At 44.1% G+C, this 25,665-nt stretch carries 22 protein-coding genes; 15 read left to right on the top strand and 7 right to left on the bottom strand.

Annotated elements, in window-relative coordinates; translation table 11 throughout:
* Positions 1 to 26 precede the first annotated feature (26 nt).
* Positions 27 to 1,262 (bottom strand): MFS transporter, encoded by a 1,236-nt coding sequence (locus tag ACJJIW_RS18890; RefSeq protein WP_444936061.1) that lies wholly within the window; start codon positions 1,260 to 1,262, stop codon positions 27 to 29.
* Between the two features lie 121 nt (positions 1,263 to 1,383).
* On the opposite strand from ACJJIW_RS18890, the gene ACJJIW_RS18885 reads away from it, so the two are divergent.
* From ACJJIW_RS18885 to ACJJIW_RS18875, 3 genes are all read left to right on the top strand, one after another.
* On the top strand, positions 1,384 to 1,677 hold the full coding sequence (locus ACJJIW_RS18885; protein WP_282932542.1) for a hypothetical protein: 294 nt from the start codon (positions 1,384 to 1,386) through the stop codon (positions 1,675 to 1,677).
* A gap of 463 nt (positions 1,678 to 2,140) precedes the next feature.
* Entirely contained in the window at positions 2,141 to 2,488 is a 348-nt protein-coding gene (locus tag ACJJIW_RS18880; RefSeq protein ID WP_282932543.1) for a TM2 domain-containing protein, read from the top strand.
* Positions 2,489 to 2,775: 287 nt separating this feature from the next.
* On the top strand, positions 2,776 to 3,126 hold the full coding sequence (locus ACJJIW_RS18875) for a DUF6559 family protein (RefSeq protein WP_282932544.1): 351 nt from the start codon (positions 2,776 to 2,778) through the stop codon (positions 3,124 to 3,126).
* Positions 3,127 to 3,850: 724 nt separating this feature from the next.
* On the opposite strand, the gene ACJJIW_RS18870 is transcribed toward ACJJIW_RS18875, so the two are convergent.
* The 3 genes from ACJJIW_RS18870 to ACJJIW_RS18860 all read right to left on the bottom strand — a co-directional run bounded on the left by ACJJIW_RS18870 (position 3,851) and on the right by ACJJIW_RS18860 (position 7,276).
* Positions 3,851 to 4,747 carry a fatty acid desaturase family protein gene (locus ACJJIW_RS18870; protein WP_444936060.1) on the bottom strand — a complete coding sequence of 299 codons (897 nt, stop codon included), beginning with the start codon at positions 4,745 to 4,747 and terminating at the stop codon, positions 3,851 to 3,853.
* A 20-nt stretch (positions 4,748 to 4,767) separates the two neighbouring features.
* A complete protein-coding gene (locus ACJJIW_RS18865) occupies positions 4,768 to 5,592 on the bottom strand; it encodes a hypothetical protein (protein WP_444936059.1) in 825 nt (274 codons plus the stop codon).
* A 545-nt stretch (positions 5,593 to 6,137) separates the two neighbouring features.
* Positions 6,138 to 7,276, bottom strand: a protein-coding gene (locus tag ACJJIW_RS18860) for an IS3 family transposase (protein WP_444936058.1) whose coding sequence is annotated in 2 segments (ribosomal slippage) — positions 6,138 to 7,027 and positions 7,027 to 7,276 — 1,140 coding nt in all. Because the reading frame shifts where the segments join, the coding sequence is not laid out codon by codon here.
* 417 nt (positions 7,277 to 7,693) lie between these two features.
* Here ACJJIW_RS18860 and ACJJIW_RS18855 point away from each other — a divergent pair.
* The 3 genes from ACJJIW_RS18855 to ACJJIW_RS18845 all read left to right on the top strand — a co-directional run bounded on the left by ACJJIW_RS18855 (position 7,694) and on the right by ACJJIW_RS18845 (position 9,850).
* Entirely contained in the window at positions 7,694 to 8,050 is a 357-nt protein-coding gene (locus tag ACJJIW_RS18855; RefSeq protein WP_444936057.1) for a VOC family protein, read from the top strand.
* A 218-nt stretch (positions 8,051 to 8,268) separates the two neighbouring features.
* Positions 8,269 to 8,823, top strand: coding sequence for a hypothetical protein (locus tag ACJJIW_RS18850; RefSeq protein ID WP_444936056.1), 555 nt, complete (start codon positions 8,269 to 8,271; stop codon positions 8,821 to 8,823).
* Between the two features lie 331 nt (positions 8,824 to 9,154).
* Positions 9,155 to 9,850: a GlcG/HbpS family heme-binding protein gene (locus ACJJIW_RS18845; protein ID WP_444936055.1), complete on the top strand. Its 696-nt coding sequence runs from the start codon at positions 9,155 to 9,157 to the stop codon at positions 9,848 to 9,850.
* Between the two features lie 1,123 nt (positions 9,851 to 10,973).
* Here ACJJIW_RS18845 and ACJJIW_RS18840 read toward each other — a convergent pair.
* Together ACJJIW_RS18840 and ACJJIW_RS18835 are read right to left on the bottom strand one after the other, a co-directional pair.
* On the bottom strand, positions 10,974 to 12,026 hold the full coding sequence (locus tag ACJJIW_RS18840; RefSeq protein ID WP_282932550.1) for a DMT family transporter: 1,053 nt from the start codon (positions 12,024 to 12,026) through the stop codon (positions 10,974 to 10,976).
* A gap of 857 nt (positions 12,027 to 12,883) precedes the next feature.
* Entirely contained in the window at positions 12,884 to 13,378 is a 495-nt protein-coding gene (locus ACJJIW_RS18835; protein ID WP_444936054.1) for a DoxX family protein, read from the bottom strand.
* A gap of 1,156 nt (positions 13,379 to 14,534) precedes the next feature.
* Between ACJJIW_RS18835 and ACJJIW_RS18830 the strand changes: the two genes are divergently transcribed.
* The 6 genes from ACJJIW_RS18830 (at position 14,535) to ACJJIW_RS18805 (ending at position 21,150) form a co-directional block, all read left to right on the top strand.
* On the top strand, positions 14,535 to 14,807 hold the full coding sequence (locus ACJJIW_RS18830; RefSeq protein ID WP_282932552.1) for a hypothetical protein: 273 nt from the start codon (positions 14,535 to 14,537) through the stop codon (positions 14,805 to 14,807).
* A gap of 2,099 nt (positions 14,808 to 16,906) precedes the next feature.
* Entirely contained in the window at positions 16,907 to 17,380 is a 474-nt protein-coding gene (locus tag ACJJIW_RS18825; RefSeq protein ID WP_282932553.1) for a TM2 domain-containing protein, read from the top strand.
* 477 nt (positions 17,381 to 17,857) lie between these two features.
* Positions 17,858 to 18,364, top strand: coding sequence for a GNAT family N-acetyltransferase (locus tag ACJJIW_RS18820; protein WP_282932554.1), 507 nt, complete (start codon positions 17,858 to 17,860; stop codon positions 18,362 to 18,364).
* A gap of 152 nt (positions 18,365 to 18,516) precedes the next feature.
* Positions 18,517 to 18,867 (top strand): hypothetical protein, encoded by a 351-nt coding sequence (locus tag ACJJIW_RS18815; protein WP_282932555.1) that lies wholly within the window; start codon positions 18,517 to 18,519, stop codon positions 18,865 to 18,867.
* 260 nt (positions 18,868 to 19,127) lie between these two features.
* Positions 19,128 to 20,290 (top strand): IS3 family transposase gene (locus ACJJIW_RS18810; RefSeq protein ID WP_282932943.1). Its coding sequence is split into 2 segments (ribosomal slippage): positions 19,128 to 19,386 and positions 19,386 to 20,290, totalling 1,164 coding nucleotides; the frame shifts between segments, so codons are not numbered across the junction.
* Positions 20,290 to 21,150 (top strand): IS5 family transposase, encoded by an 861-nt coding sequence (locus ACJJIW_RS18805; RefSeq protein WP_444936053.1) that lies wholly within the window; start codon positions 20,290 to 20,292, stop codon positions 21,148 to 21,150. Before ACJJIW_RS18810 ends, ACJJIW_RS18805 begins: the two co-directional genes overlap by 1 nt.
* A 732-nt stretch (positions 21,151 to 21,882) precedes the next feature.
* Here the strand turns inward: ACJJIW_RS18805 and ACJJIW_RS18800 are convergent.
* Positions 21,883 to 22,710 carry a DUF2306 domain-containing protein gene (locus ACJJIW_RS18800; RefSeq protein ID WP_444936052.1) on the bottom strand — a complete coding sequence of 276 codons (828 nt, stop codon included), beginning with the start codon at positions 22,708 to 22,710 and terminating at the stop codon, positions 21,883 to 21,885.
* A gap of 188 nt (positions 22,711 to 22,898) precedes the next feature.
* On the opposite strand from ACJJIW_RS18800, the gene ACJJIW_RS18795 reads away from it, so the two are divergent.
* The 3 genes from ACJJIW_RS18795 to ACJJIW_RS18785 are packed head-to-tail and all read left to right on the top strand — an operon-like array spanning position 22,899 to position 25,280.
* Complete coding sequence (locus ACJJIW_RS18795) at positions 22,899 to 24,170, top strand: sensor histidine kinase (RefSeq protein ID WP_444936051.1); 1,272 nt, start codon at positions 22,899 to 22,901, stop codon at positions 24,168 to 24,170.
* Complete coding sequence (locus tag ACJJIW_RS18790) at positions 24,170 to 24,844, top strand: response regulator (protein WP_282932558.1); 675 nt, start codon at positions 24,170 to 24,172, stop codon at positions 24,842 to 24,844. The genes ACJJIW_RS18795 and ACJJIW_RS18790 overlap by 1 nt, the downstream gene beginning before the upstream one ends.
* Positions 24,831 to 25,280 carry a hypothetical protein gene (locus ACJJIW_RS18785; RefSeq protein ID WP_444936050.1) on the top strand — a complete coding sequence of 150 codons (450 nt, stop codon included), beginning with the start codon at positions 24,831 to 24,833 and terminating at the stop codon, positions 25,278 to 25,280. The genes ACJJIW_RS18790 and ACJJIW_RS18785 overlap by 14 nt, the downstream gene beginning before the upstream one ends.
* Positions 25,281 to 25,665: the final 385 nt, after the last annotated feature.

Genomic DNA, 25,665 nt, shown 5'->3' with positions numbered 1-25,665 from the left:
AGTCAGTTACTTATTTACCCCGTATTTCACTTTGCTACGCCAGGGAGCTTTCGCCAGCTCCACCGGATTAAAACAAACACTAATATCGATGCAGTTGCTGTAATGTAAAATGGCAAGCGGATATTAACTTCCATAGCCATGCCCCCCGCGAGTGAAATCAAGCTTGCTACCAAGGTGAAGCCTGCAGTAGCTATTCCCATTACCCAACCCTGTTCCGTCTCATCGACACTATTGGCAAATATATTCAAGAGAGCGGGGTAAGCGATCCCAAAGCAAAGGTACGCGAAGAACACACTGAGATAACATAGCCAAATGTGGCTGCTGAATACGAAGACTAGCGCGCTCGCTCCCATTACTAAGGCGGAAACCATAACTACCAGGGACTTAGTCCAGCGGGACAAAACAGGCTTGACCATATAAAGACTGGAAATTGCCACCGCAATACCCATAGTCAGCATGGCCATACTGGTTGTTAGCAGGCCTGCTTGGAATCTGCTGCTTAAATAATTCGTGATAAATATATAAAAACTGAGATGCACCAGCATGAAACAGAGGTAGGCAGGACAAAGTCGGACAACTCGAGGGCGGTCCTTCAGATGTATAAACTGAGTAAATAGATCCAGAAAGCGAAGCCTAAGCTGCATCGGGGCTTGGCGAGTATCGTGATAAAAGGTCAGGATCAAAAACAAAGTAATAGCGACAAGTACCAGAGCAAAGTAAAAGGGCAGCTGGATACTGGCTATGCTCCCCAATAGTTCCCTGTCTGCCAAGACTCCTGCCATAATCGGTCCAGCTACAGCCCCAGCACTCATTCCTGCTACCAATAACCCTAGGTTCTTGGAAGCCTCCAGCTCACTTTGGCTGGCATCAATCATTGCTGCTTGAGCGATAGGCTGGTTTCCCGCAGTAAAGCCGCTGATCACTCGTCCGAGAATAAGAAGCCAAAGGCTATTGCTTATCAAAGAGAGAACAGTGATCGCGTACCCGGCCATAGCTCCCACCAAACACAGTACCATTGCAGTCTTGCGTCCAATACTGTCAGATAGCTTGGCGATATATACAGACCCAACGAACCACGCCAGAAAGAAGCTACCGATCACAACCCCATAGTATAAATGCCGAGTTGATTGTGGTGTATCAGCAGGTAAAAACTGGAATTTTGTCGACATAACCAGTTCATTGATAATCGGAAACAGCAATCCCTGGCCCATCAGATCTACAAAAACTACTGCCAGAAGGGCTAAACGGCACATGATAGACATAAGCACTTCCTCCCCAAGCTTCAGCTTTGCTGCTTAAAGCAAGATAGCAGCTGATGAATAGATTACAGGGCCAGAACTGCACAGCGTAAATTAGATGGGAGTGATAGAGAGGATAGGTTGTTTGGCGCCTTTCTCAGGACGCTCAAATACAGTATTAACTATAAAAGTACAGGAGCTGGCCTGGGAGCAGCAAGGAAAACTAGATGGAGTTCTGTTCTACCCGGATCAAGGAGGTCAATACATGAGTCGCCAGTTCTGGAATCTGAAGAGTGAACGGATACCTTCTCCCGGTTACAGCGCCTTAGCACGAGCAAGCCAAGATACCAGTCATTATTTGATAAATTGCTACAACATCGAGCGTCCCTACCAATACAATGGCGGAGTTCCAACTGGAAAAACAGAAGAAAAAACTTAACTTACTGCCCGACATTAGTTGACCAATACACTATGTAAATCATTTGAGTCGCGGTTTAGCTACTAAGATATAAATTCTAAGTAAGGTTATAGGTTTCCAATAATAAATCCGACGGCTTAAATTTAAGTGCCCGGAGTATACGGTAGTATAAACGGGACACCGATGAGCCATTGACACGAAAGAGGTTGCCTCTACCCTGGATCTTCATAGCCCCCCCCTCGAAGGTGATATATAAATAGGCATTTATTAACCGATAAGCTCCCTATATCCGGAAGTAATATTTATAAGTATGGATATTTATGGCGCTCTAGCTCCTTAAGTGGTACGACTGTATATGTTTGTGTTGGTTTAGGGGGGATCTATTAAACAATTTTGTTATGTTGAGGCTTTGAATAATCCCAAAAGGTGTGTATAAAGCACGGGCGCCAAGTTCTACATAGTGGCAAAACGGAGATTATTTAAAATGAATGACGTAGTTGTGGATAGAGTCAAGGGAGCTGACGAAAAGTTCTGTAGTGACTGTGGGGAAAACATTAAAGAAAGAGCGGAAATTTGTCCTAAATGCGGGGTAAGACAGTCAGCGCGATCTGGGTTGGCTCCAAACGGCAAGAGTAAAGTTGCAGCAGCATTGCTTGCCTTTTTCCTAGGTGGGTTTGGTGTTCATAAATTCTATCTTGGGCAGGTTGGTTTAGGGATTCTATATCTAGTGTTTTTCTGGACATTCATCCCCGCAATTGTAGCCTTTATTGAATTTATCATTCTATTGACTATGAGTGATGAAGCATTCAACCAAAAGTTTGGTAATATTTAGAGTTGCTCTATATATGCAGCGCCGCTATGCGGCGCATGTCTATAAATAAGTTTTCAGTTTTGAAAATACTTAATATTAGCTACATCAAATCTACCCAATCAAATTTTTAATGAGCTGACTGATAGTGTTCATAAGTTATGAGATCGGTTTATTTTGAAAATGCCAATTGGGGTAAAAAATTAAATCGCTATAGATTAAAGTGCATTAACATTCGTCGATCTTCAATTCACAGTGCATGCTACCATTAAATTGTCTATTGGTAGTGGATATGGTAAGGGGCGCTAGGTGTGTGGTTTTTTAATTTAGGAGGCCGACGGAAAGCTATACAGGTTTTCAAAAGGGATTTGAAGCGTAAGCTTTCGGATGACTGGGGAAACAAGAAGAAATACCCTGGGGATAAAGTATCCAAGAGCGTAAAAAAACACTTCCCAAAGTATTGCAAGCATGAAGCTTATGCAATATATATGTGGTCCGGCAAAGATCAATTTGATATATATTGCACGAGTCTTGGTGTGAACCTAAGTTCAATGGATATTAGAAAAGAAATAGAGTCTTCCATTGCTTCTATGAGCAATTCTCATTGGGGGAGAGATGATTATTCTGAGAGCAACTTCTTCGATTCAGGTAACGCAGATTAAATTGAATTCAGGTAATCCTGAACGTGGTTAACGCTATGAATATCAAAAAGATATTAGAGGCTGAGGGTATCGATATAGTAAACATGTTGTCGAAATATGTAGGTATAGTTGGATGCTCAGCCGAAGGTGCGGCCCTAAGTTACAAAACGATATGTACTGAGAGTCCTAAAACTTTTAGGGGTCTATAGACACCCTGAGGTTTCTATGTTTACTCATTCCTTAGGGAATTATGTGGATAGACTAAGTGCTCACGATTTAATGGGGATTGCTGAGCTAATGCTGCCCTCTGCTAAAAAGCTCAAGGCGCTGATTTCTTAACCTGCCCAGACTGTGATACGGTTATACTTGGGTGTACCGAAATTCCTTTAATTATTAATAATTCAAACTCTGCTCTTCCGATATTAAATTCAAATTATTTGTTGGCTAAGACCGTCATTAGGGAAGCTGCCGAAAACACCTGGTATTTTTAGCTTGCGGTAGAAAGTAATAGCTGAGTCTTTTTCTATGTAGAGTTGGGGATCTGGAGACACTCACCAATGGAGGTTTAGAAAGCAGCAAAGCTTTAGAAAATAGCTTCTCACATGCTAAAAAGCTTTGCTGCTGCTTATGACTATATTCAGCAATATTACAATATTTTAAGAACTGGGAAAACAATGCTGTATGCACCGGTCGGGAATCGAGGCCTAAATTGTTCTTTCTCTAAGAGGATAATAGCAATTAAACATTATTTTACTGCTTGTTTCAGTACGCCAAAGTAATTTCCGGCCATCTCCACATCATTATAATACCCACGCACTTTAAGAAATTTATGTAGCGCTTTTAGGTTGTAGGTAGGGACAGCCATAAATGCATGATGTTCACAGTGGTAGCTTAGTCCATCGGTGGGACTGACAAATAATAAGCCTAAAAGCCCCCTGGGAATGGATCGTGTATTATATTTTGGTTCCAAGTGATATAGGTCTTTGACCCCAGCGTGCTCGGCAATTTGACGCATACGTATAATAGCCATATACACAGTCAGGTAGGCAATTACCCACAAAGCATACAGTTGAGGAAATCCGGAGGCCCACAATATGGCAAACATGATGCCATTAACAAAAAGGCCGCGTGTAAGCTGGTAATTTGTCCGTTTATTTCGACTTAATAGATCTCGTCCGCTCAAAAATAAATATAGATTCGCCTTTAAACCTGTAATTCCCAAAAAATCCCGAGTAAATTTTCTGAACAGACTTTTCTTACTTACCGGGTAGTCCTTATAGTTCTTTAGGTCTGGGTCTTGATCGGTGCCAGCATTTCGGTGATGTTTTAGATGGCTTTTAATGTAGGTTTCACCATCCATTAGCAAAAAAGGAGAAGATAACCACTTTGCAACAAAATTATTGTAGGAGCGTGTTGCAAAAAGTGTTTTATGGCCGGCTTCGTGCATGATCGCTGCCAACGCCTGTTGTCTTCCCGCAAGCAAGAAGATAGCTGCGATATAAGTAGACCAGTGGGGTAGCAATGCCGAAATTAAAAAAATTCCTGAAATTTCAAGCCATGTCCTTGAAACAATCCATAAAGCTTTGGTGTCACTACGCTGGAGAAAAGGCTTGAGTTCTTCTTTGCTAATAGGAACATTCATTGTGTAGCACCTTGTCGTGATTATTCGTCAACACCTAACGTCTTCAATTGATCTAGCCAAATTTTCCGACCAGCGCGATCGTATTTGTGCACGATATTTCTCAACTGTTGATACCTATTTTGAGGTCTAATATTTCTCGGCAATAGAGGATCAACCGCTAGTCGATGGATAGCCTCACCACCTAAGCGACATGTCTCATACAATGTTGCGCAAACAGGTTTCCCTGAAAGAGCTTTTAGGCTATCTTCAAGAGTTTGTACAAGAGCTTCATATTCGCTATCGAGCTTCTCAACATCCCATAACTGATGAGCCCAATGGGAGGCCAGTAAATCTGGTACTTCCTGTAGTACAAAGCAATACGCACCTTCTTCGAGGCCAAGAGTTTCCAGTTCTACAGTTATTTCAGAATGAGCTAGCTTCAAATTATTAGGGCGTACCCACAATTGGTCTAGCCCAGCGGCAAAGCCATACCATTCGAGAACCATCAATGACTTCTTTCGAGTAGTACGTGATACTCCTTTGGGCAAGTGACAAGTGATCCAACTGTGATCCCAACTTTCGTAGTGAAAGGTATTTTGTTGCCAGCGATCAATAAAAGCTCGTTTCGCTAAAGCTTTTTCCGTTAAGCGGTACATGCCGCGCCCATCATGAGTAATCAGATCGCTTCCAACCAATCTATTTAACGTTACGCGAAGATTATTGGTGGAAATGTCAAATGCGTCAGATATGAACCCTAGCTGACTAGTTGAAAGCTCATGGCGCCTATTTACACCCATTAAGTCCAGTAGGACATTTTTGGGAGTAGGCTCATACGTATACTGATACATAATGATTTTAACGATCAAATCCCTGACGCGTGTTTAACTACATATTACAGACTCGAACACAACATGCAAGGTATCGTAATCTTTGCGACCTCTAAAAGGCGCCTGGATCAACGATAATAACTATCCCCGGTTGACTGGTATCGTTGCCTATTTGAGAGTTTCTTGTAATAGAGCGGTGATTTGGCGCTTTTCTCTCCCTTGGGGAGCTGGTCGGCTGGTTAGAAAAAGGGCTATATATGCTGCATTTTAACTTATACGAGATAAGCAAAGAATGCTTTTCGTTCGGCTTGTATGAGCCACGAGAGTGGCTTCTGGGTACAGGTTGAGTGCTGTTAGAAATGACTTGGAAAGTACGCTACCTTGGAATGTTAGATCTCAACCCCGCCTCTGTGTGCGAATAGGTAGACTGATAAAAGTCGCCATCTTCATAGCATTATTTCTCCGATATTTGTGGCTAAGGTGAAGGAGGCCTGCTAGGGATAATAGGCTTTAGTAGGTATGTATCTTGCTTGTATGACAATTTTAGAGGGGGCTGTTGTGGTCAACTCCAACCGGACACTTTCCTAAGCACATTTTTCAAATTCGATAGGGGTTACGTCCCCCAGTGTTGTATGTATCCTGCGTGAATTGTAATACGCAATATAGGCCCTCACGTCTGTTATCGCACCCTCCCTTGTCGGATAGAGGTTTCCTGTTAACCATTCCCGCTTCAGGCTACTAAAAAAACGCTCAGTAGGTGCATTGTCCCAACAATTTCCCTTGCGGCTCATTGAGCACATCATTCCATGCTGCTTTAGTAGCGCTTGGTAGCTATGGCTGGCATACTGGCTACCTCGATCAGAGTGATGCAGCAGACCTTTTGTTGGGGTGCGCAAATTGATAGCCATAACCAGTGCACGACTTGCCAGGGCCGTCTCCATCTGGCGGTCTAAGTGCCAGCCAACAATCCGGCGTGAATAAAGATCAATTACCACTGCTAGGTATAACCAACCCTGCAAAGTCCAGATATAGGTAATACCCGTAGTCCAAACTTGATTTTTAGCACTCGGTGAGAAATCCCTATTTAGAAGATTCTCAGCAACTGGCAGTTGGTGCTTGCTATTTGTGGTTAGTGTAAATCGCTTCTTCTGTTTTACAACCAAGCCGAGCTTTTTCATGAGTTTGCGGACTCGATAACGCCCAATTTCAAAGCCTTCTTTGCGCAACAGCTTCATTAACCGACGGCTTCCGAGACTCTCACGAGATTCTGCAAATAAGGCCTTCAATCGATGGCATAGTTGCCAAATCTGGCCATCTATTGGGCTATCACTACGACGACACCATTCGTAATAGCTGCTCTTATTTACTTGCATTACTCGGCAGAGCACTCTAACTGGAAAGCTACCTTGCTGCTTTTTAATAAATTCGTACTTTATTTCATTTCTTTCGCAAAGAAGGCGCTGGCCTTTTTTAGGATTTCCTTCTCCATCCGCAATTGCTTTACTTCACGTCGCAGTTGATCCAGTTCAGCTCGTTCGCCCGAATCCAACCTTACTCCGCTCTCTTCCTGCTCCAGCTCCTTTATCCAGCGTCGCAGATTGTTAGCAGTGGTTCCTACAGCCTCTGCGGCCTTGGAAATCGAATACCCTTGTTCTGAGACAAGAGCTACGGCGTCTTTCTTGAACTCCGGCTTGAATTTCCGGCGTGTACCTTTTGTTGTCATACTTCACCTCGCTAGGTAGTTTTACCATCTTAACGAAGTGTCCGGAAGGATTAGACCACTACAGGCATCTAGTAGCCTATCAAAACGGATAGCTGGTCGAACGTAAGAATTTGCTGAAATAAACTTTGAGAAGAGCGGGTCAAGATCGTAATGGGTCCGAAAAAAATTTCTATTAGCCACTCGTTTCAATTGTTGTCTGTTTATTGAGTGTACCCCTAAATTGTTGGTAGGCTTAAGTGGGTATCTATAAAACAGATAATAAATATTGGTCCTGGCCACTCAAAGGCAAAGTCATTTTCAATTGTAGGCTTTAGATAAAGCTTTAGCCCCGAGTGACTATCTAATATACTGAAAGCTTTTATGCCTTGGCTAATCGCTCAATGCGGTAGGGGTTATAATTTTGCAGGTGTCTCAATTATGAGTGAAATGGTAAAATTTGGAGCTATTATATATGCAAAGGATATGCAGGCTCTCTCCGAATTTTATTTGAAGATGTTTGACCTATCTGTGCTGCATAAAACAGATAAGCTGGTTAGTATAGGTGGGGGAGGGTTTAATGTTGTTGTACATGCCCCGCCTGAGGAAATTCCGGAGCGGAAATTTAATGCTGTTAAATTGTATATTGCAGTTGAAAGTCTTAATACTGCAAAGAGTAAAGCGGAGGGGTTGGGCGGTAAGGCTTTGAAAGGCGAATGGTCAAATTCAATTTTTAAAGTGTGTAATATAGCGGATCCTGAAGGCAATCATATTCAGCTTAGAGAATTCCTGCAGTAGTGATAGGATAGGTTTCCCCTGAGATCTAAGTAAGGCGTAGCTTTAACTTTTGGTAAATTAATAGGAGAATGTTATTGTTGTTTGAAGGCTGGAGCCTTAGAAAATTATGAATATTATTTGACTGGGTTTATGTTTATTGAGGATAGCCATTTCCTCTCAAGGCTTAGTCTTAATGCACGGACCAGCAATACGTCGGGCAATATCATTTTGGGGTTTAGATGGAATCGTTGTTAAAGGAATTAGTTTTTTTATCTTGTGATGCTCTCAAGGAGGAGGATCATTATCTTCGTGAGTCACTTTCTAATAATCAATGCTACTCATGCGATAAGACTGGGGTTCTGAGTATAAACAATGAACGATACTATCAGTTTATAATTGCAAGGTACCTGTTTAGACACTTTTCCAGAAGGATTCAGGTAGAGTATGACCTCATTGATCTTGTTGTGTTTAGGGAAGATCTCCCCTCGAAAGTAGAGGTTGCCGTGGAAATGAAGCGTTGGATGAGTTCAACAGGCAGTCCAGAAATACCAGGAATCAGAAGTGACTTTGATAAATTAAGAAAATGCGACTCATTAAAGACATTGGTTTTAATATTTTCCTCAAATCCTAAGAATGTATCAATCAAAGGTAATATTCAGTATCTCTCAAATAAAATAGATAGAGATTTAGATCCTGATCTATGGGTGTATGAATCATTTGATACAGTAGGTGGGAATGGTGCAGAAAATGTATTTTGGGTGGCAGGTTATGATCCTTTCAGTCACTCAAAATGATCGGTAGTAGGATAAGATCATTACGTATCATATCACCTATAAATCTAGACTCTTGTAAAAGTAAATAATAAGCCACTCTAGCCCCCCCCAATCGTTTCGGCAGTGAGGATATAGCCTATCCTGCAGTGATGATGTATGCAGTAGTAGAAATAAGTGAAACTGTAGGTATATAAACTATCAGCTATCCAAAAGACGCATCTAAATCAATTGCAAAATTAAAAATTTCAGGTGTAAGGGATAGTCCTCAGTATTCGAGGCCTCTGGAGTATTTGAGAAAATGCACTAGTATGGATAGTCATCAACCACTTAAACAATAAAAGGGGAAGTTAAAGTGGAGGTCAATTCAGATAAGTTACCCGTACATTCTGAACTTAAGAGGGCTCTCAGAGAAGTTATCAGTCAAGGAAACGGTGGATTTAATCTCAATATGTGGGCTACCGTAGTTGATAGAGATGGAGTCGTAAAAGCGGTTGTATTCTCGGGTAAAGATAGAGGAGATCAATGGCCTGGGAGCCGAGTCATTTCTGCACAAAAAGCAAATACAGCAAATTCATTCAGCCTTCCAGGTTTATCACTTTCTACAGCCAATCTGTTTTCAGCAGTTCAACCAGGCGGTAGTTTGTACGGTTTGCAGCATAGCAATCCAGTTGATACTAGCGTAGCTTATGGTGGCTCATCAAGTGAATTTGGCACAGAGAGCGACCCTATGATTGGTAAGAAGATTGGTGGGGTTAACGTATTTGGTGGCGGTTTAGCATTGTACAGTGAAGCTGGAGAGCTTCTTGGTGCTGTTGGGCTAAGTGGTGACAGTTCTTGTGCAGACCATAATATCGCATGGAAACTTCGGCATAAGCTCAATTTGGACTATGTTCCTGCTGGCGTCAGTCCAAGCAACGATGACAACATTGTCAACGATATTGTCGATGATGTCAGTTCAAGTGGCTGGGGGCATCCCATATGCTCGACTGAGGCTGCTGATATAGCTGCAGGTTTTTCTAAAACTCATCCGGTTAGATCTAAAAAATAATAGATGAAAATGACCAAACACGATGCTGTAAACTTATATTTCTGGTGAAATTTTTCAAGTTAACCTATTTATTTACGATTCTTTTGAAAATAGTTTTTTCAGGTAAAACATTTAGATAGTATAACTACATTAGTGGTGAGTGCGGCACGCTTGGCACCAATGTGTTTCTGAAGTAGTTAGTAAGGGTGTCCAGAATTGCCGGAGTTTGATGTCAATAATTTGAGATATTCCTTCGATAAACACACCAGCTTCTTACAGAAGCTTATATTGACTCAAGTTCAGCTAATAAGAAGGATGGAATCATATTGGAAAGCTGGTAACCGATGATAATAGTGAAAGTTCTATCTTTATACTTACTCAGGAGCTGGAAGAGGGGAGGTATGGTGATTATGAATGTGTTCTTTTGTTACATAAAGATAAGCTTGTTCTTGAATATTATTATAAAAAGGGCTGAATCAACTATAACTTGTTTTATAGCCTGGCCTGGACAGACTTATATTTTGGTAACGCAATAATGGAGACGGAGTACTGCCTACAAAAGGGGGGCTAACTTTTCGCTCTGAGGTAGTTAATTGTTACATTTGAATAAAATGGCAGAAGATATGTATTGGCTTATTAGTGGCTTTGTTGCGATATCTAATAAATTAATACTGGTGAAGTTGTTTAAAGTCCTCCGTGGTGATACTAACTTTAACTTCACACTTTTGATCTCAAGTTATATGGTTGAGATATTCCTCCAAGTACTAGAATTTTAGCTTTACACAAATTCTCTCTTCAATCAATTGTCTAGTAAGCTTATATATTTATCGGGGTAGCTTTCCTGGATTGCTATCTTTATTATGTCGAAGATAGCAAAGAGAATTGGATAATATGTACATCGATCAACCTGCTAGCTTTATATTGGCTAGAGGCGAACATCTACTTGGTATGAACTAGCGGATGTATCGTACATAAATCGATTAATGTAAGTGAAACGCTTCCGCCATACGGAGTGGTGATTTTGGGTTTATATTCTGTAAAACTCTTCTTCTATTACTTTATCTATCTCAGTAGATCAATATCTCTTCGTCTAATTGGGTGCCCTAAGCCTGTAGCTCTTTGCTGATAATGAAGCTTTAAAGGGCTACACCCCCTTAAATGAGCATGGCTTCTTATACTTCATTTCGACAGCTTTCTGTTCACGATATTGCCCGAGCAAAGAGGTGGCTATTCCTGCCATAATGATGACTCCCCCAATGATTTGAGCAAAGTTGGGGACCTCTTGCAGGATAAGAAAGGCGAAGAAGGTACCAGCAACCGGAGTGATGGCTGTCGCGATGGAGATATCAGCAGAGCTTGCACCTCCTTGAAGACCTTTAAACCATGTGATCTGCCCAAAAACGATAATGATTGCTCCGTATACAAGCATCCATACCCAGAGGAAAGGGGAAAAAAGGTCGTCAAAGTGGTTAGGGCCAAATACAGAGAGAACAATAATCGAAAAGAGGATCACTCCTGCAAGCATACGGAAAACTGAAAATACACCAATAGGAACACGATCAAGTAGTTTCCGGCTCACTTGAACGGCAATCACCCCTAAAAGTGTTGCTACCGCCGTTAAAATCTCTCCAGCTTTGGGGAGGGTTTGTAGAAATTGGTTCACAGCTGGATTTCCAACATCCAGCATTTTCATTGTCATCTGATTTTCCATTGGGGGTTGATTCAGAGCGAAAATAGCAATAACACCTACGGTTACAATAAGTGCACCGACTATCGAGAACCCTGTAGGCCTCTCCCGGAACATTACATAAGCTAGTAGTAGTCCTAAGGGTGCATCTAGGGTTGAGATTAAAACTACATTGGTTACCTCTGTAATCATTAGGGCAATAAAGAAGAATGCGGGAGCAAGAACTCCAGACATTAAAATGAGTACAAACATGTAAAACCAGTCTTTAAAGGGGTACTGCTTTAGAAGGTCGAGACGCCAATCTTTTCTATAAATGATAAGAAGAGTTATACCCGCCAGAAGATTTCCAGCGAATAAGAGGTTACAGAAGGAAATTGGATTGTGCCCATGAATGGGATAGTGGGCTCCAAGCTCGCCTATTTTAGCAACGACAGAGTTGGATGCGGCAAAAATAAGAATAGAAATCCACAACCAAAATCGAGTACTTTTTACGGCGGGTTGTTTTTCCATTTGATATCCCTTGGTCGCTGCGGCATGTTCCAGTAAATTAAATTCTTCCCGGGTTAAGCATGCCCTACTATTTGGTAACGGTGAGTGGCTTTGTCTGATGTGGACTAGTGTAGACCAAATCTAATAACTGATAGTGCTCAAAAGAAGAATGTCTATCCATGTGAAAATACTGCATCGAATGCTTCTCAGTGTATTAAAGCCATTCTTACTTATGTTTATGAGGTGGAAAGATTATTCTGGAATTTTGTGAGAAATATGTGATTATGAGATTTGTAGTACTGGAGGAGGGTGGAATAGTCTCTTACTACTGGGGTGGAAGGAAAGAATACACCGCACTCGAGACACGCTGTGAATACATCCCTGTAAGCTCCTCATCGGCATCCATGCCTCATAGGGTCCCAAGCGCGGTGTATTCTTCCCTTCTCCATTTTTAGTAACTTGTGTTTCTATAAGTAGAACTCCCTATGACAGTCCACTATATTTTAAATTAAATGTTCATGGCTATGAACTTACACCTTCTCAACACGTATAATGTAATGGGCTCTATGAGCGGCTATAAGGTAGAGAAGAATAAAGCCAAAGCTAACTGTATATTAAGATCGAGATTCTCAATATATAGCACAAGGATATTCTTCTAATATATAAAAATTAATATTAGCGATATAAGGTGGGTTGGCTGTTCGCCAATTTTTCTGGTTTTCCACTTTGGTTGTTAGTATTTGAAGTGTGTTCTCGAGTGTTCAGGGTTGTATGTTTCTGAGAAGTTGCAAATTCTGATTATTGCAAAGCAAGGATTACGCTAATGCTGATAGCAATTCAGTGTGCATCTGTTATGCCTGCGTATCTATCTATTTTATTTAACTGCTCTTGTTAAGTCCTAACTTATTGGCAATTAGATAATCTAAGCTAAATCGACCTGGGCCAGTAGCCATTAACCAAATAAATAAAATAATATATAAGACTTGAGGTAGATAAAGAAACCAGCTCATCCAATCCAGTGGCCCAATACCTTTAGGAATAACATGTTCAATTTCGACCGTAGCGATAGCAACAATCATTGTAATCGTCAATACAATTGCGACAGGTGTTGACAAGAGTCCAACAAACAATAACAGTCCACCAAAAAATTCTATACTAGCTAAAACTATCGCCATAGATTCATGGAAAGGCATTCCTATTTCATTCATCAAATTTATAAGATCTTCATGTTTTTTGGGATCGAATAGTTTGTTATATCCAGACACTGAAAAAAATAGCCCCAGAGATAGGCGTGCAACTAAAATGGGTATCCATTCCCAGCTGCGATCACCAATTAGTAGTTTTTTAATTAAAGGAGAGAGTTGTGTAAACATATATGTCCTCTTACATCCTAATTGTGAGTGCTCAGTTAAGAAGCTTCTGCACTTGAATATCTGTTTTACATTCTGTGGGTAATATTGTGTCGATATAAAATTCGTGAGCCTCGTAATTGTGCCTAAAATAATTATCAGGAAGTTAACATTTCAGATGTATGTGTAATGAGTGTTACGGGTGATTCATCGGCCAAAGGTGGAATACGTACTGATAACTTCTAATGGCCAGTCCAGCTAGATACCCATATTTGAACCAGGCTGAGATAGAACCACCTAAAAGCAGGGTAGACACGTAATGACTCATTAACCCTCAAACATCTTAGTCCAGCTAGATGTCGGGGCAAGTCAAATTGAATACTGACCTTTGAAATTGCGCCATATGATAGGCGGCGAACAGTTTGATAGCTCTCCTTTAAATCTCCACGCAAGAGTACCTTGCGTGCTGTTTCTTCCTTCTTACGGTTAGGTTTCGCCTGAAAATGAGGATGATAGTGGCGTCGGAAAATCTGGGGGAAGTTGTAATAAAAAAGACATGTTAGTGATGAGGAACATACAATGAAAACATACGCCGATACCTTTGATGCAGGGTCGCCAATTCAAAGAAACTCAAGCGGCTCTGAATTAAAGAGCTCGCTTGCCCTTGTCGTGTCATTAATGACTTTCATTGATAACTGCTGATGCGCACATGGGCCCTGCACAGCAACACTAAGGGGTTTGGTGATAGAGGCGTCAATTTTGCTTGACTTCCATTCGAATTGGCTGTAGGGCTGGAGCATTCGTACCAATGTACAGGCCCCTTCTGAGTTACTGTTTTAAGGGCACATGCTTGCTAGTGATCGCCAAGTAGTGGATGAAGATGTCATGGCGGTAACTAGCTCTTTGTAGTGGGGCAGGTCGGTGGGCGATATGGCAAGAAGGTAGGAGCTAAATAAGCGATGAAAGTCTTCTTTGGTGGCAGAATTATGAAGTCTTGAACACAAAATTTCTCTTAATCATGGCCTAATCAAGCTACAATGTGGCGTTCTAAAGGTAGTTGGCACATGGAGGCTGGTTTTGTTCCTATTTGTATCTCACCAAATACAATAGATACCCAGGCCATGCAACGGATCGGTCTAGTGAGATCGGCGATAATGTATTGTGTAGAGTTCAGAGGATTATGAGTAGTAAATTGATTGTAATGGCCATATTCATGGCTGTATGCGGGGTAGGGTGTGCTAGCCAAGAGGATCTGCTTAATGCCGAGCTTTGGTCCGGTGATCCATATGTAAATATTCCTAGTAGCGGTGGAGCTACCCAGGATTTAGGAAAAACGCCTCGAGCTAAAATGCTGGAGCAACGAGAGACTGATTTACAGGGAAAGAGTAAATTGTCAAAAGATCAAGTCCTTAATCATTTAATTTTGGGTGAAGATGGGAAGATCAATTTTTAGCTTAATTCCAGTAACACTCAAAGTGTGGGGCCTCCTGTAATTCCGGTACAAGACCATTGAAGTCATTTCGGCCACAAAAAACTGGGCTCCACAAGACAGGCTACACGTTGGACTGGTAGCGATTTGCAGTGGCAGTAGCTTTAGGGGAATTGGGTGGCGTTTGGTGAGTTCTTGTTGAGCTTGCCCCTGCTAATTGGGCAGAAGTAATAAATTTTGAGCCTGAGTCTCTTCATGGAAGGGCAATACTACTTGCGTATGGGGCGAGAGCCATACAAAGAGAGACTTTAATATCGTATTTTAACCAAATGATTACCCGGGGCAGCTGATAATCGAACCGCAAAGTACGGCGGTACCAGTTGGCCGGCCTGCTAGGATATAGATCTTATTCTAGCTATTTATATCGCTTTTACTGAGCCTACGATATTTTTCACCTGTGGCTGGTTATGCTGAAGTCAGCACGATAATCATGGCCTAACATTTCTTGCCACTTCCTGCTTCTCATTCCTTTTAGGCCTCTTCACCGTGGGTGGGGATAGGCTTGAGGGGTGAATGCTTATCTTTACTTTTAGTCTTTCACTGAATTTGATCCGGTTTCGCTAATCTGGTATGCGGGGGGGGGGGGCAGCTAGTTTACAGTCTTCTGGTTCTCAGTGGTACGTAAGCACTAATTATTGAGAAGGCTTTGTAAGGAGCTCCTTGGGTTAACTGTGAGTCGCTAGTAACAATAAAAGGATACTAATTTGGAGGAGGTAAGTGACTCGCAGTATCAAAAAAGGTTTGCGGTTTTAAGCGTAGCCTCCTTTACCGCAAGTTTTCTATCGTTCTACTTTGTGTAATACTCACATCACTGATTCCTCGCTACTCACAAAGAGTGAACCCTTCGATCCTGTTGCTCATGAAATATTGTATTTAGGTTGGTATATTTTATTTTGTATCCAACCCCTTTTGGTTTTCTCGAGAAAATTCGCCATCCATAGGAAGCCTGGGTACGTGAGTGTTTTGCTCTTTGTTTTAGATGGTTAGTGGTATTGAGATGATGCCTGGAATTATGGATTGTCCAAATCCGCTGAAGCAAAGTCTATTTTGAGAAGTTTTACACAAAATTATTTTCTTTGCTGTATTCTATATCTTGGGAGTGATTTATAGGTGTAGCTTGTACTCGCATAAGTACTTTATGTTTTTTGCTTCTTTAAGAATGATTCCTGCTTCTGCAATTAGAATTCCCTTTTGTCCCATAACTCCCATTGATGGGAGTGCATTTACTCTTCTATGCACATATGGACCGCTACTTATTCCAGTCACTATTGATCGGCTGAAGTTTGAATTCGTACATCCAGTTCTAAAGAGGGCGATTCCGATATGTTTGGTCACACAAGTTATTTTCACAGTGGTTTTACCAACAACAGGTATAGGGGAGGCAATATTCACGCTTACGTAACGGGGTGCATCGCCGGATATAGCTAGTAGTGGGTATCGAGTGAGGCGGCGATAATCAAGCAGGCCAGGTTGGTCATCTCCATGGAACTATGCCAAACGGTTTGCGTTGCTACCAGTAATGAATCGTTCGCTGATAGTGGGAAACTTCTATAGGATTTGGTGCTCTGTTGGATTCCCTTTCTGGAATTGCCTGCTATCAACGTCCTCTATAAATTACTTTTAGTCCATATTACTAAAAAGGGAGAAGGAAAGAATACACCGCGCTTGGGACCCTATGAGGCATGGATGCCGATTAGGAGCTTACAGGGATGTATTCACAGCGTGTCTCGAGTGTGGTGTATTCTTTCCTTCCACCCCAGTAGTAAGTGCGTACTTAAATCTTTGTTCTGTGGGACGGTCAGTCTTTTGGTGCATAGATGCCTAACTTTACTTGGTTGCCATTCACCTCAGGAGGCTCAATCTAGTTGTTTTCTAGCGGCACGCAAGATATGAGTGGCCACTCAGTGGAGGGGAGGCTTGGGAATTGATTCTTAGGGGTGGAATAGGCGGGTGTGTGGAGAAGATTGGATTAGTGGGCTTTAGAATTATTGAGAAGCGTGATATATAGATGCTGCTTTTCAGCGAACTGTTATATTTATAGAAGTAGGTTAAGGAGCCTTATTTTGGACGGAAATATCTATGAGCAACCCTCATCTGAACTTGAGCGAAATTTGGTCTTTTGTAGGGATTGCGGTTCCCAGATTTCAAGAACGGCATCTACTTGCCCAAGTTGCGGAGTGGCTCAGCAGATAGGTGGTAAGGGGAAAGTGGCTGCTGGACTGTTGGCAATATTTTTAGGCGGTTTTGGTCTTCATAGATTTTATCTGGGCCAATGGTGGGGATTGTTCTATCTTCTGTTCTGCTGGACAGGAATTCCTGGATTAATCGCTTTTATCGAAGGTATTGTGTTCTTATGCACATCTAACGAGAAGTGGTTTGACAAGTATGGAAATAAAAAGGGTGGTTCGGCATTAGTTTTGGTACTTGTACTCTTCTTTTTAATAATTCCTGTAATTGGAATATTGGCTGCCATTTCAATTCCGGCATATCAAGACTACGTTACTCGTGCTCAACAACACCAATTGGAATCCCGATAAGTTTATAATAACTTAGTGGCGGCCCTTTCTAAGAAGGGGCGTCATTAAGACGTTATGGAGAATATAAATAAGTTTAGAGCTTCGGATGCTGCTTTATACTTGTTGTGGGCCGCGTTAGTGGTTTTGTGAAATTGAGCGCATAGGGTAATCTTATATGCGGTTCTGAAGTATCGGCATTCCCCAAAATCTCTAACTAATATACGTTGGGTTTACAATTTTGCTAAAGAAAGAGCCTTCTCGGAAAGACAAAGATTGCCGATATTCAAGCGTCTACTTCGTTCGTTTTTATCGCAGGATTTTAGGCTGTATCGTGATAATCAAAAATTGATATAACATTCAATCTTGCTGGGTGTAACCGCGATAGAGCTAGAATTATATTGCTACTATGGAGGGATGATGAATTTTGTAATTATAGAAAAATGGGATATATAGACATCGTTTTTGAACTAACAATTAACTTCCTCAAGGGATAAAAAGTTGGACGTCAAGATTCGCAATGAGAGTAGCCGAGATATTGAGCTAATCCACCGAGTTATAGAATTAGCTTTTCGGGAAGCTCCGTATACTGATCACACTGAGCAATTTATTGTGAGGGCTCTTCGCCGGGCTGGTGCGCTATTTTTGTCTCAAGTGGCTGAATTAGATGGAGAAATTTTGGGTCATCTTGCTATTTCTCCAGTCAATATTTCTGATGATTCAACTAGCTGGTATGGGCTTGGGCCGATCTCGGTATTGCCTGCGCATCAAGGTGAGGGGGTTGGTTCAAAACTAGTGGAAAAAGCCCTTGCGGACCTCAAAGAGCAGGGGGCTGCGGGTTGTGTCGTACTAGGGGACCCCAATTACTATGGGCGGTTTGGCTTTAAGGTTGTCGAGGGGTTGGTTTTGCCAGGGGTTCCTGCAGAGTACTTCCAGGCGCTGTCGTTTAACCGTAATTTTCCGCAAGGAGAGGTTGCGTACCATGAGGCATTCTCGACCCAAGGATAGCGATCGCTTAATTGGCGTTGATTTTCCAACTCTTTGCAGTTCCAAATTGGTTAAGTGAATAAGCAATGAAGTCAGTCTTTATAATCCTATTGATGTTATGCTCTCAAGTGGCGCACTCTTGCGAGTTTCTCTTTGGGACTTGGAAGTCCTCGATGAAAGAAAGCTATGATTACGCATCCCAAAATCCAAAAGTCGAGCGCAAGCAATTAGACTTTGTCAAATACGCTTTTGGCCATATGATAATTACATATTCGGAAGACTTTCTAGAGGTGCATGAAACTGAAAATATAGAAGTGGTAATAGAAGGGAAAAGCTACCCTTTTGCTTTTTCAGGGGATGTATCAGGCATAAATTACAAAACGTGTACAAGTAACTTAATCGAAGTTGAATACGAGAAATTTGGCAAAATAGATACTTACCAACTTACAGTGGTTAATGAGAACCTGTATTGGGTAAAGCTAGAGAGTGAAATTGGCCGTGAATATTTTCATAGAGTCAAGTAATCACTTAAGGAACCTCTGAATAATTCCGAGCCAATTTGGTAGTATTCAGTAATCCGTCAAGACTACGATAGATTATGCACCAAGTCACCTTTGCCGAAGCAGAATATAAGCTAAAGCGCCGTATAACTCGCCGAGAGAAGTTTCTTTCTCAAATGGAAGCCCTCATCCCATGGCAGCGACTAGAGGCTCAGATCACTCTGATCCTACCCACCAACGACGGACACTCTCTTAAGCGATAAACTACGCAGCAGAGGTGCTCTATGACAAGATCAAATAAACCAACCAAAACCACTCGTAAACAGTACTCAGAGGAGTATAGAAAGGATGCCCTAGCACTTGCGCTCAAAGTTGGGGTAAGCGTTGCCGCTAAACAGCTTGGGTTACATCCTTCTCAGATTTACGGATGGCGAAGCAAGGCTAAGTTACATCAGAGCCGAGGGGATGCCGAGAGAGAGCTGGCCACAGAGAATGCTCGCCTTAAGCGGCAGCTGGCTGAGCAGGCAGAGGAGCTGGCGATCTTAAAAAAGGCCGCAGCGTACTTTGCAAAGAGCCTGAAATGAGGTACGCCTTCATGCAAATGCACAGGCATGAATTCAGCATAAAAGCGATGGCCAAGGTATTGAACGTATCTCGCAGTGGGTTTTACGACTGGGTGTCAAGATCGGCCGGCCAATCCAGGTACCAGCAGTACCGAATGCAGCTCGATAGCTTGGTACAGCAGCGCTTTATAGCCAGTAAAGAACGTAGTGGCTCTCCTCGCCTGACGAAGGAGTTGGCCAGTGAGGGGAGTAAATATAATCAAAAAACAATTGCTGCCAGCATGCGTCGACAGGGCCTACGGGCTAAAGCCGCCAAGAGATATAAAGCCACAACCTATTCAAAACATGGTCTGCCAGTAGCTCCAAATCTGCTCGAGCAGAACTTCAATGCTGAAGGGCCGAATCAGAAATGGGCTGGGGATATAACCTACCTGAGAACGGAAGAAGGTTGGTTATATCTGGCTGTAGTGATAGACCTATATAGTCGGCTAGTTATTGGTTGGGCGATGTCAGAAACGATGACAGCTACATTGGTCTGTGACGCTCTTCAAATGGCTTTATGGCGACGTAAGAAACCTACGAATGTTATCGTGCATACTGACAGGGGAAGCCAGTATTGCTCTAAAGATTATCAATCTTTGATTACAGCTTATGGTCTGCGGTGCAGCATGAGCGCCAAAGGTAATTGCTATGATAACGCTTGTGCAGAAACATTCTTTCACTCACTTAAGGTAGAAGCAATCCATGGTAACCGCTTTCCCACAAGGTGCCTCATGCGAGAGACCGTATTTGAGTATATAGAGATAGACTACAATCGAAATCGCTTACACAGCGCCAATGGCTATCTCAGCCCTGAGGCGTTTGAGGAACAACTAGTCGCTTAGTGGTGTGTCCGTTGTTGATGGGTAGGATCACTCCTTGCTATCCACAAGGCAAACGTGGCCGACAGCCATATCCATTAAGTGTCATGCTCCGTATTCATTGCATGCAGCTATTTTATAATCTCAGTGATCCCGCTATGGAGGATGCACTGTATGAAATTGAATCCATGCGTAGTTTTGCTGGATTGACTTTGAGCGGCCCAATTCCCGATGAAACAACGATTCTTAACTTTCGCCACTTACTGGAGCTGAATCAGCTAGGTACAGCCCTTTTTGAAGAAATCAATAAACATCTTGCTGAGAATGGCATGGCACTGCGTGAAGGCACCATTGTAGATGCCACTATTATCTCTGCACCAACTTCAACTAAGAATAAAAAGAAAGAGCGTGATCCAGAAATGCATCAAACAAAGAAAGGCAATCAGTGGCACTTTGGAATGAAGATGCATATCGGGGTTGATGATGTGCTCGGAGTAATACATAGCGTAGATACAACAGCAGCGAATTCGCATGATGTTACAGCCACAGAGCGAGTCCTCCACGGGGAGGAAGGAAGAGTCTGGGGTGACTCCGGATACATTGGTGCGGAGAAGCGTGAAGAGTTGAAAGAACGAGAGGTGGATTGGTACATAGCAATGAAGCCGAGCAAGCTGAAAACTCTTCCTGGGCGTGATGCACTCTGTAAGGCGGAAAAGATCAAGGCGCAGATAAGAGCGAAGGTTGAGCACCCCTTTCGCTACATTAAACGGGTATTTGGTTATAACAAGGTCCGCTATCGGGGACTGTTAAAGAATACTGAGCGGCTGTGCTTGCTAGCAGGCTTTACTAACTTACTAATAGGGAGAAAATACTTGGCCACCTAGGGGTGGTGTGCCTGAAATCCGCCAACTGGGGATTTCAGGTGAAAAATTAGGGGGCTATTACGCGAAAATTAAGCGTTTTGCGTAGAAAAGTGAATTTTTCAAACAATTCAGCTTAATTCTAGAAAAATGCTTCATTGATCAGAGGTTCCTTAACAGGTTTAGGGGGCGGTAGCTTTACTAATACTGTTGATCACGCTCTTCTTTATACCTTGGTGATCGAAGTATTTCATTTCGAACAAGCTAATCAAAACACGACCTTTAGTAAGTATTGAGGGTAAGGTGTGTAATGCAAACCTGATCACTTACTACTGATTAACGGCTTGGTCCATTGAACTCTGGGTGTTAGGTGATGTATCCAACTGAGTATTAAATGAATGCGTCAATTAGGATCTTCAGTTGTTTTTCACTAGATTTGAATTGTCGGGGGTTAATACGGTAATCACGGCCTATTTAATCTGGGCGGGACTCTATTTGGCTAACGGTTCTGTATTACCTTCCGTATTGGAGAATCCATCCCGGGCTGCTTCTCTGTAGGCTTTTCGTATTTTTCTTTGTGTATATAGATGGTTCCCATTCGGCGAGGGGGTACGGATGCTCATCGTACTTTTATTCAGTGGGTGCCCAGGATTGCAATTTGTGTCTTACTTCAGTAGCCAGTAGCGGGATTTCCAAGTCGTGAACCTCTAAAGCCAAATCAGCATAAGAAGTTCACGATAACCAGCCTAGGTAGCCTTAGATCCGTGGCAGCCACATTCCCATCGTAGCAGCAAAAATACCAATGGCCATAAACACGGTCAGCGGCACTAATGTACTGACAAACGCAACCTGGATACCCTGTGCGGCTCCACGCTTTTGACAGTGAAAATACCATTCCAGCATGGCCAGTGGGAGCAGGTATTGGCCGAAGCCCAGTGCATATAGGAAAGGCCCGGTAAAGGATTTCCAGTCAATCCCCCAGCCGCCGGTTAGCATTGCCCAGCCCATCAAGGCTACACGAAAAAACCACACTGCACTTGCTGCCATAAAAAGACGCAAGGCCCAGCGGCGGTGCTCAGCAATGCGTCTGGCCATCGCAGTCTGCAATGCCAGAAAGGCAAATAACAGAATCAGTATGCCGTCCATTGTAATGCTGATCTGCGACACCAGGTTGCCAAAAGTGTGCCGCGTCCAGGTCATGTAGAGCCCCGCAATACTGGCTATGACAGCGGTCAGCAGATAGCTGCGTCCCAGCCAGCGGTGGAAGTTAGGGGCATGGCGCCGCACCGAAGGGATTAGCTGAAGTGGACCACCCCCGATGACAATCGCGGCCAATAGCACGTGGCTCACCGAAGCCAGGTTGCCTAATATATCTCCCTCGCGGAAGCCTGCCGGCAGGTGTAGCCCTTTCAAGCCGTGCACTCCTGATTCGGCAATGGGAGGGTAGAAGACGGCCAGGATATAGGCAAAGAAGATCGCATGGCCGATAGCCGCGATGCAGAACCAGGTTTTTACCGACAGGTTAACTGCCCGCCGGGTATCGAATGGTCGCGGTAGTGTTTGGCTGAGTACAGCGTCGTTCATGGGGTTCTCCAGGCGATTATGGTCCGTATTGGGTCTGAATGTGCTTGCCGGACATGTTCTGCTTTTTCAGACCTACGCACATCGGCCGCAGGCAGGAATCGAACTCCCCCAAAAGGTGGAGAGTTTGCCGTATCCATCTCCCCCGAAAGTCCCATGACAGCTGGTTGCCCCTGGTTTAGCATGCGGAAATGAAATCTTCGTCCCTAAGTACGCCTGCGCCGAATCCGCCCAATGCCAGCACGGAACTGCCCAAGCTCCCTATGTGGCAGCCCTTACGTGGGCCGTTTGAGCGATGGCCGCACCTGACCGACCTGCTTATTGCGTTGCTTATGTTCTTGCTAACGCTACTGATGTGGTCGCGCAACGGCTCGCCCGGAGTGCTATCCATGCAGAGCCTGTCGGATGTTATTACTTTCCAGTGTGCATTCGTTGGCTCCTTCGCTCTGTTGTGGCGTCGCACCCACCCTTGGCAGGTACAGGCCGTTATTCTCGGCGCAACAATATTGCTGGAGCTGGGTTTGCCGGCAGATGGCATCGTGGCTATGGCGATTTCGCTGTATAGCCTCGGTCGTTACGAGGCCAATACCCGGGCCAGCTTTTTTGGCGTTATCGCGACGCTGGTTTTTGTGGCGCTTGACCAGGGTATTCCGGTTCAGCCAACTGCAGCAGGCACAGTAACGGTGATGCTGGTATGGGCGCTGTGGTATATCGGCCGCCGGCTGCGCTTTCGCGGCGAATATCTGCGATTGTTGGAAGAGAGAGCCAAGTATTTAGAGCGCGAACGCAATGCCGAATCCGAGCGTGCAGTCGCGGCTGAGCGCACTCGAATCGCCCGTGAAATGCATGATGTGGTAGCGCACCAAGTGAGTCTTATGACTGTGCAGGCCGGTGCCGCCAGGGCTATCAGTCGCAATAACCCGCAAGCTGCCAGTGAGGCTATGGCTTCTGTAGAGGAGGCTGGCCGTCAGGCCATGACGGAAATGCGTCATTTACTCGGTGTACTGCGACCGACTAATAACGACACTGCACTCACTCCGCAACCAGATCTCAACGATTTGCCAGCTCTGATTGAAAAGGTCCGACGGGTGTTAACCCTGGTTGACTACGAGACCCACGGCGCACTGGGAAAAGTGCCAACTAGCGTCGCGCTCGCCGCCTATCGCATCGTTCAGGAATCTCTCACCAATGTCATCAAGCACGTCGGTGCCGCAGCGCGAGTCCAAGTGAGTGTACGCGCAGACCACGGCACTCTCACGATTCGAGTGTGCGATGATGGAAATACTGTCGGCGAGCGGCCCATGGAAGAAACAGCTATTGACAAGCAACCCGGCGGAGGGCACGGCATCGCAGGCATGCGCGAGCGCACGGAACTGCTCGGTGGCCATTTGTATGCGGGTGTAGTCGATGGTGGTGGTTTTGAGGTATATGCACAAATACCTACAGGAATGGTGAAAACATAATGTTGCGAGTGATGGTGGTGGACGACCAGGCTTTGGTGCGGCGCGGTTTTGCCCTGATTTTGGATAACGAGCCCGATATCGAGGTGGTCGCCGAGGCCGGTACGGGTGTCGAGGCAATTGAAGCCGCGCGAGTGTACCAGCCAGATATCATCCTAATGGATATCCGTATGCCGGAGATGGACGGGCTGGAATCCACAGCGCACATACTGGAAGCTAGTGATGCAACTTGCCGTGTCATTATTTTGACCACGTTCGATCCTGATGAATATGTGTTTCGTGCGCTGCGGGCTGGCGCCAGTGGTTTTGTGCTCAAGGATATTCCCCCAGAGGCGCTGGTACAGGCAGTGCGCACCGTAGCAGAGGGCGGTGCCATGCTTGCACCGGGCATCACCCAACGCCTGATTAGCCAGTTCGCACAGAAATTGGGTGCCGGGCGCAACCTGGCAAAACGCCTGGAGCGTCTGACCACTCGGGAGCGTGAAGTGCTGGAAGCCATCGCCGCAGGCAAGAGTAATGCAGAGATTGCCGAAACCCTGTTTATTGGCCCAGCTACCGTGAAAACCCACGTTTCCAGTTTGCTGTCAAAATTGGAGCTGCGCGATCGTGCGCAGGCAGTCGTATTCGCTTACGAATGTGGCCTGGCCACTGTGGGGGAGTACGATGTCGGCTTCTAGATCAAAACCCGCTTTGCAACGCAATGCACTGAATCGCCTTGCCGCCTGTGGCGCTGTAGTTCTGGGATTGTTTTTCCTCCTTGGAGCCCAGGGCCACTTTGTTGCCACCTGGCCTTTTATAACCAGCGATGGAATTGGTTTATCCCGTCGTTTGTTGTTGATGTTGCCCGGTGTGATGCTCGCCGGCACGGCGGTGTTGAACCTCCTCCTCTGTAAGCCACTCTGGCAAGAGCGTCGCTATGCGCTAAACGTTACGCTCGCGGGTAATCTGCTTACTATGAGCTACTTGCTCTACCTGATGATACGAGGCGTTCCCAATCATCCTATTGGCACTTTCCTAGCATTGGAGATGTCTTTCGTAATGCTACTAGTAGGAACGAGGGCGGGAATGGTCTGGCCTGCGGTAGTGGCACAGGTTGAGGTGGAGAAACAGTAATGCAGGTGCTTGGGGGTTGTACTAGCTTTCAGCAGCCATCGACTTCAAAGCCGCTTTTAACTTGTTAGTTTTGACGTCTGTCTGGTAAATAAAATTCTCTATGGACCTTCGAAGCCCTGGCCAGGTCGTGTTCTCCACGAAACAATACCTGCCCACAATCCTTTCCGCACTTGATATCCCTATCAATCAGAAATGCGCCTACCACACAGTGAGGAGTGTCATCATAGTCGGCTATTGCACAAGGGGTATTTGGGTACATCGCGATATTGTTATGCGTTCCATGTCTACTTTAGTAGCTAGATACCTAGTGTTCTGTGTGGTTTTACTTTTGCCTATTGAGATGACGGGCCATATAGATTAGGTGTTTAGAGTGTCTCTGGAAAAT

This window comes from Microbulbifer maximicatervae (SeqCode), assembly GCF_052467815.1.
This window is presented reverse-complemented; position numbering and strand designations above follow the sequence as displayed.

Coding starts and splice junctions, on each gene's coding strand:
- ACJJIW_RS18800 (WP_444936052.1), bottom strand. CDS start 22,710: ATGAACGACGCTGTACTCAGCCAAACACTACCGCGACCATTCGATACC.
- ACJJIW_RS18795 (WP_444936051.1), top strand. CDS start 22,899: ATGAAATCTTCGTCCCTAAGTACGCCTGCGCCGAATCCGCCCAATGCC.
- ACJJIW_RS18850 (WP_444936056.1), top strand. CDS start 8,269: ATGGAATCGTTGTTAAAGGAATTAGTTTTTTTATCTTGTGATGCTCTC.
- ACJJIW_RS18870 (WP_444936060.1), bottom strand. CDS start 4,747: ATGAATGTTCCTATTAGCAAAGAAGAACTCAAGCCTTTTCTCCAGCGT.
- ACJJIW_RS18830 (WP_282932552.1), top strand. CDS start 14,535: ATGAGTAGTAAATTGATTGTAATGGCCATATTCATGGCTGTATGCGGG.
- ACJJIW_RS18815 (WP_282932555.1), top strand. CDS start 18,517: ATGAAAGAAAGCTATGATTACGCATCCCAAAATCCAAAAGTCGAGCGC.
- ACJJIW_RS18840 (WP_282932550.1), bottom strand. CDS start 12,026: ATGGAAAAACAACCCGCCGTAAAAAGTACTCGATTTTGGTTGTGGATT.
- ACJJIW_RS18890 (WP_444936061.1), bottom strand. CDS start 1,262: ATGTCTATCATGTGCCGTTTAGCCCTTCTGGCAGTAGTTTTTGTAGAT.
- ACJJIW_RS18880 (WP_282932543.1), top strand. CDS start 2,141: ATGAATGACGTAGTTGTGGATAGAGTCAAGGGAGCTGACGAAAAGTTC.
- ACJJIW_RS18835 (WP_444936054.1), bottom strand. CDS start 13,378: ATGTTTACACAACTCTCTCCTTTAATTAAAAAACTACTAATTGGTGAT.
- ACJJIW_RS18785 (WP_444936050.1), top strand. CDS start 24,831: ATGTCGGCTTCTAGATCAAAACCCGCTTTGCAACGCAATGCACTGAAT.
- ACJJIW_RS18790 (WP_282932558.1), top strand. CDS start 24,170: ATGTTGCGAGTGATGGTGGTGGACGACCAGGCTTTGGTGCGGCGCGGT.
- ACJJIW_RS18855 (WP_444936057.1), top strand. CDS start 7,694: ATGAGTGAAATGGTAAAATTTGGAGCTATTATATATGCAAAGGATATG.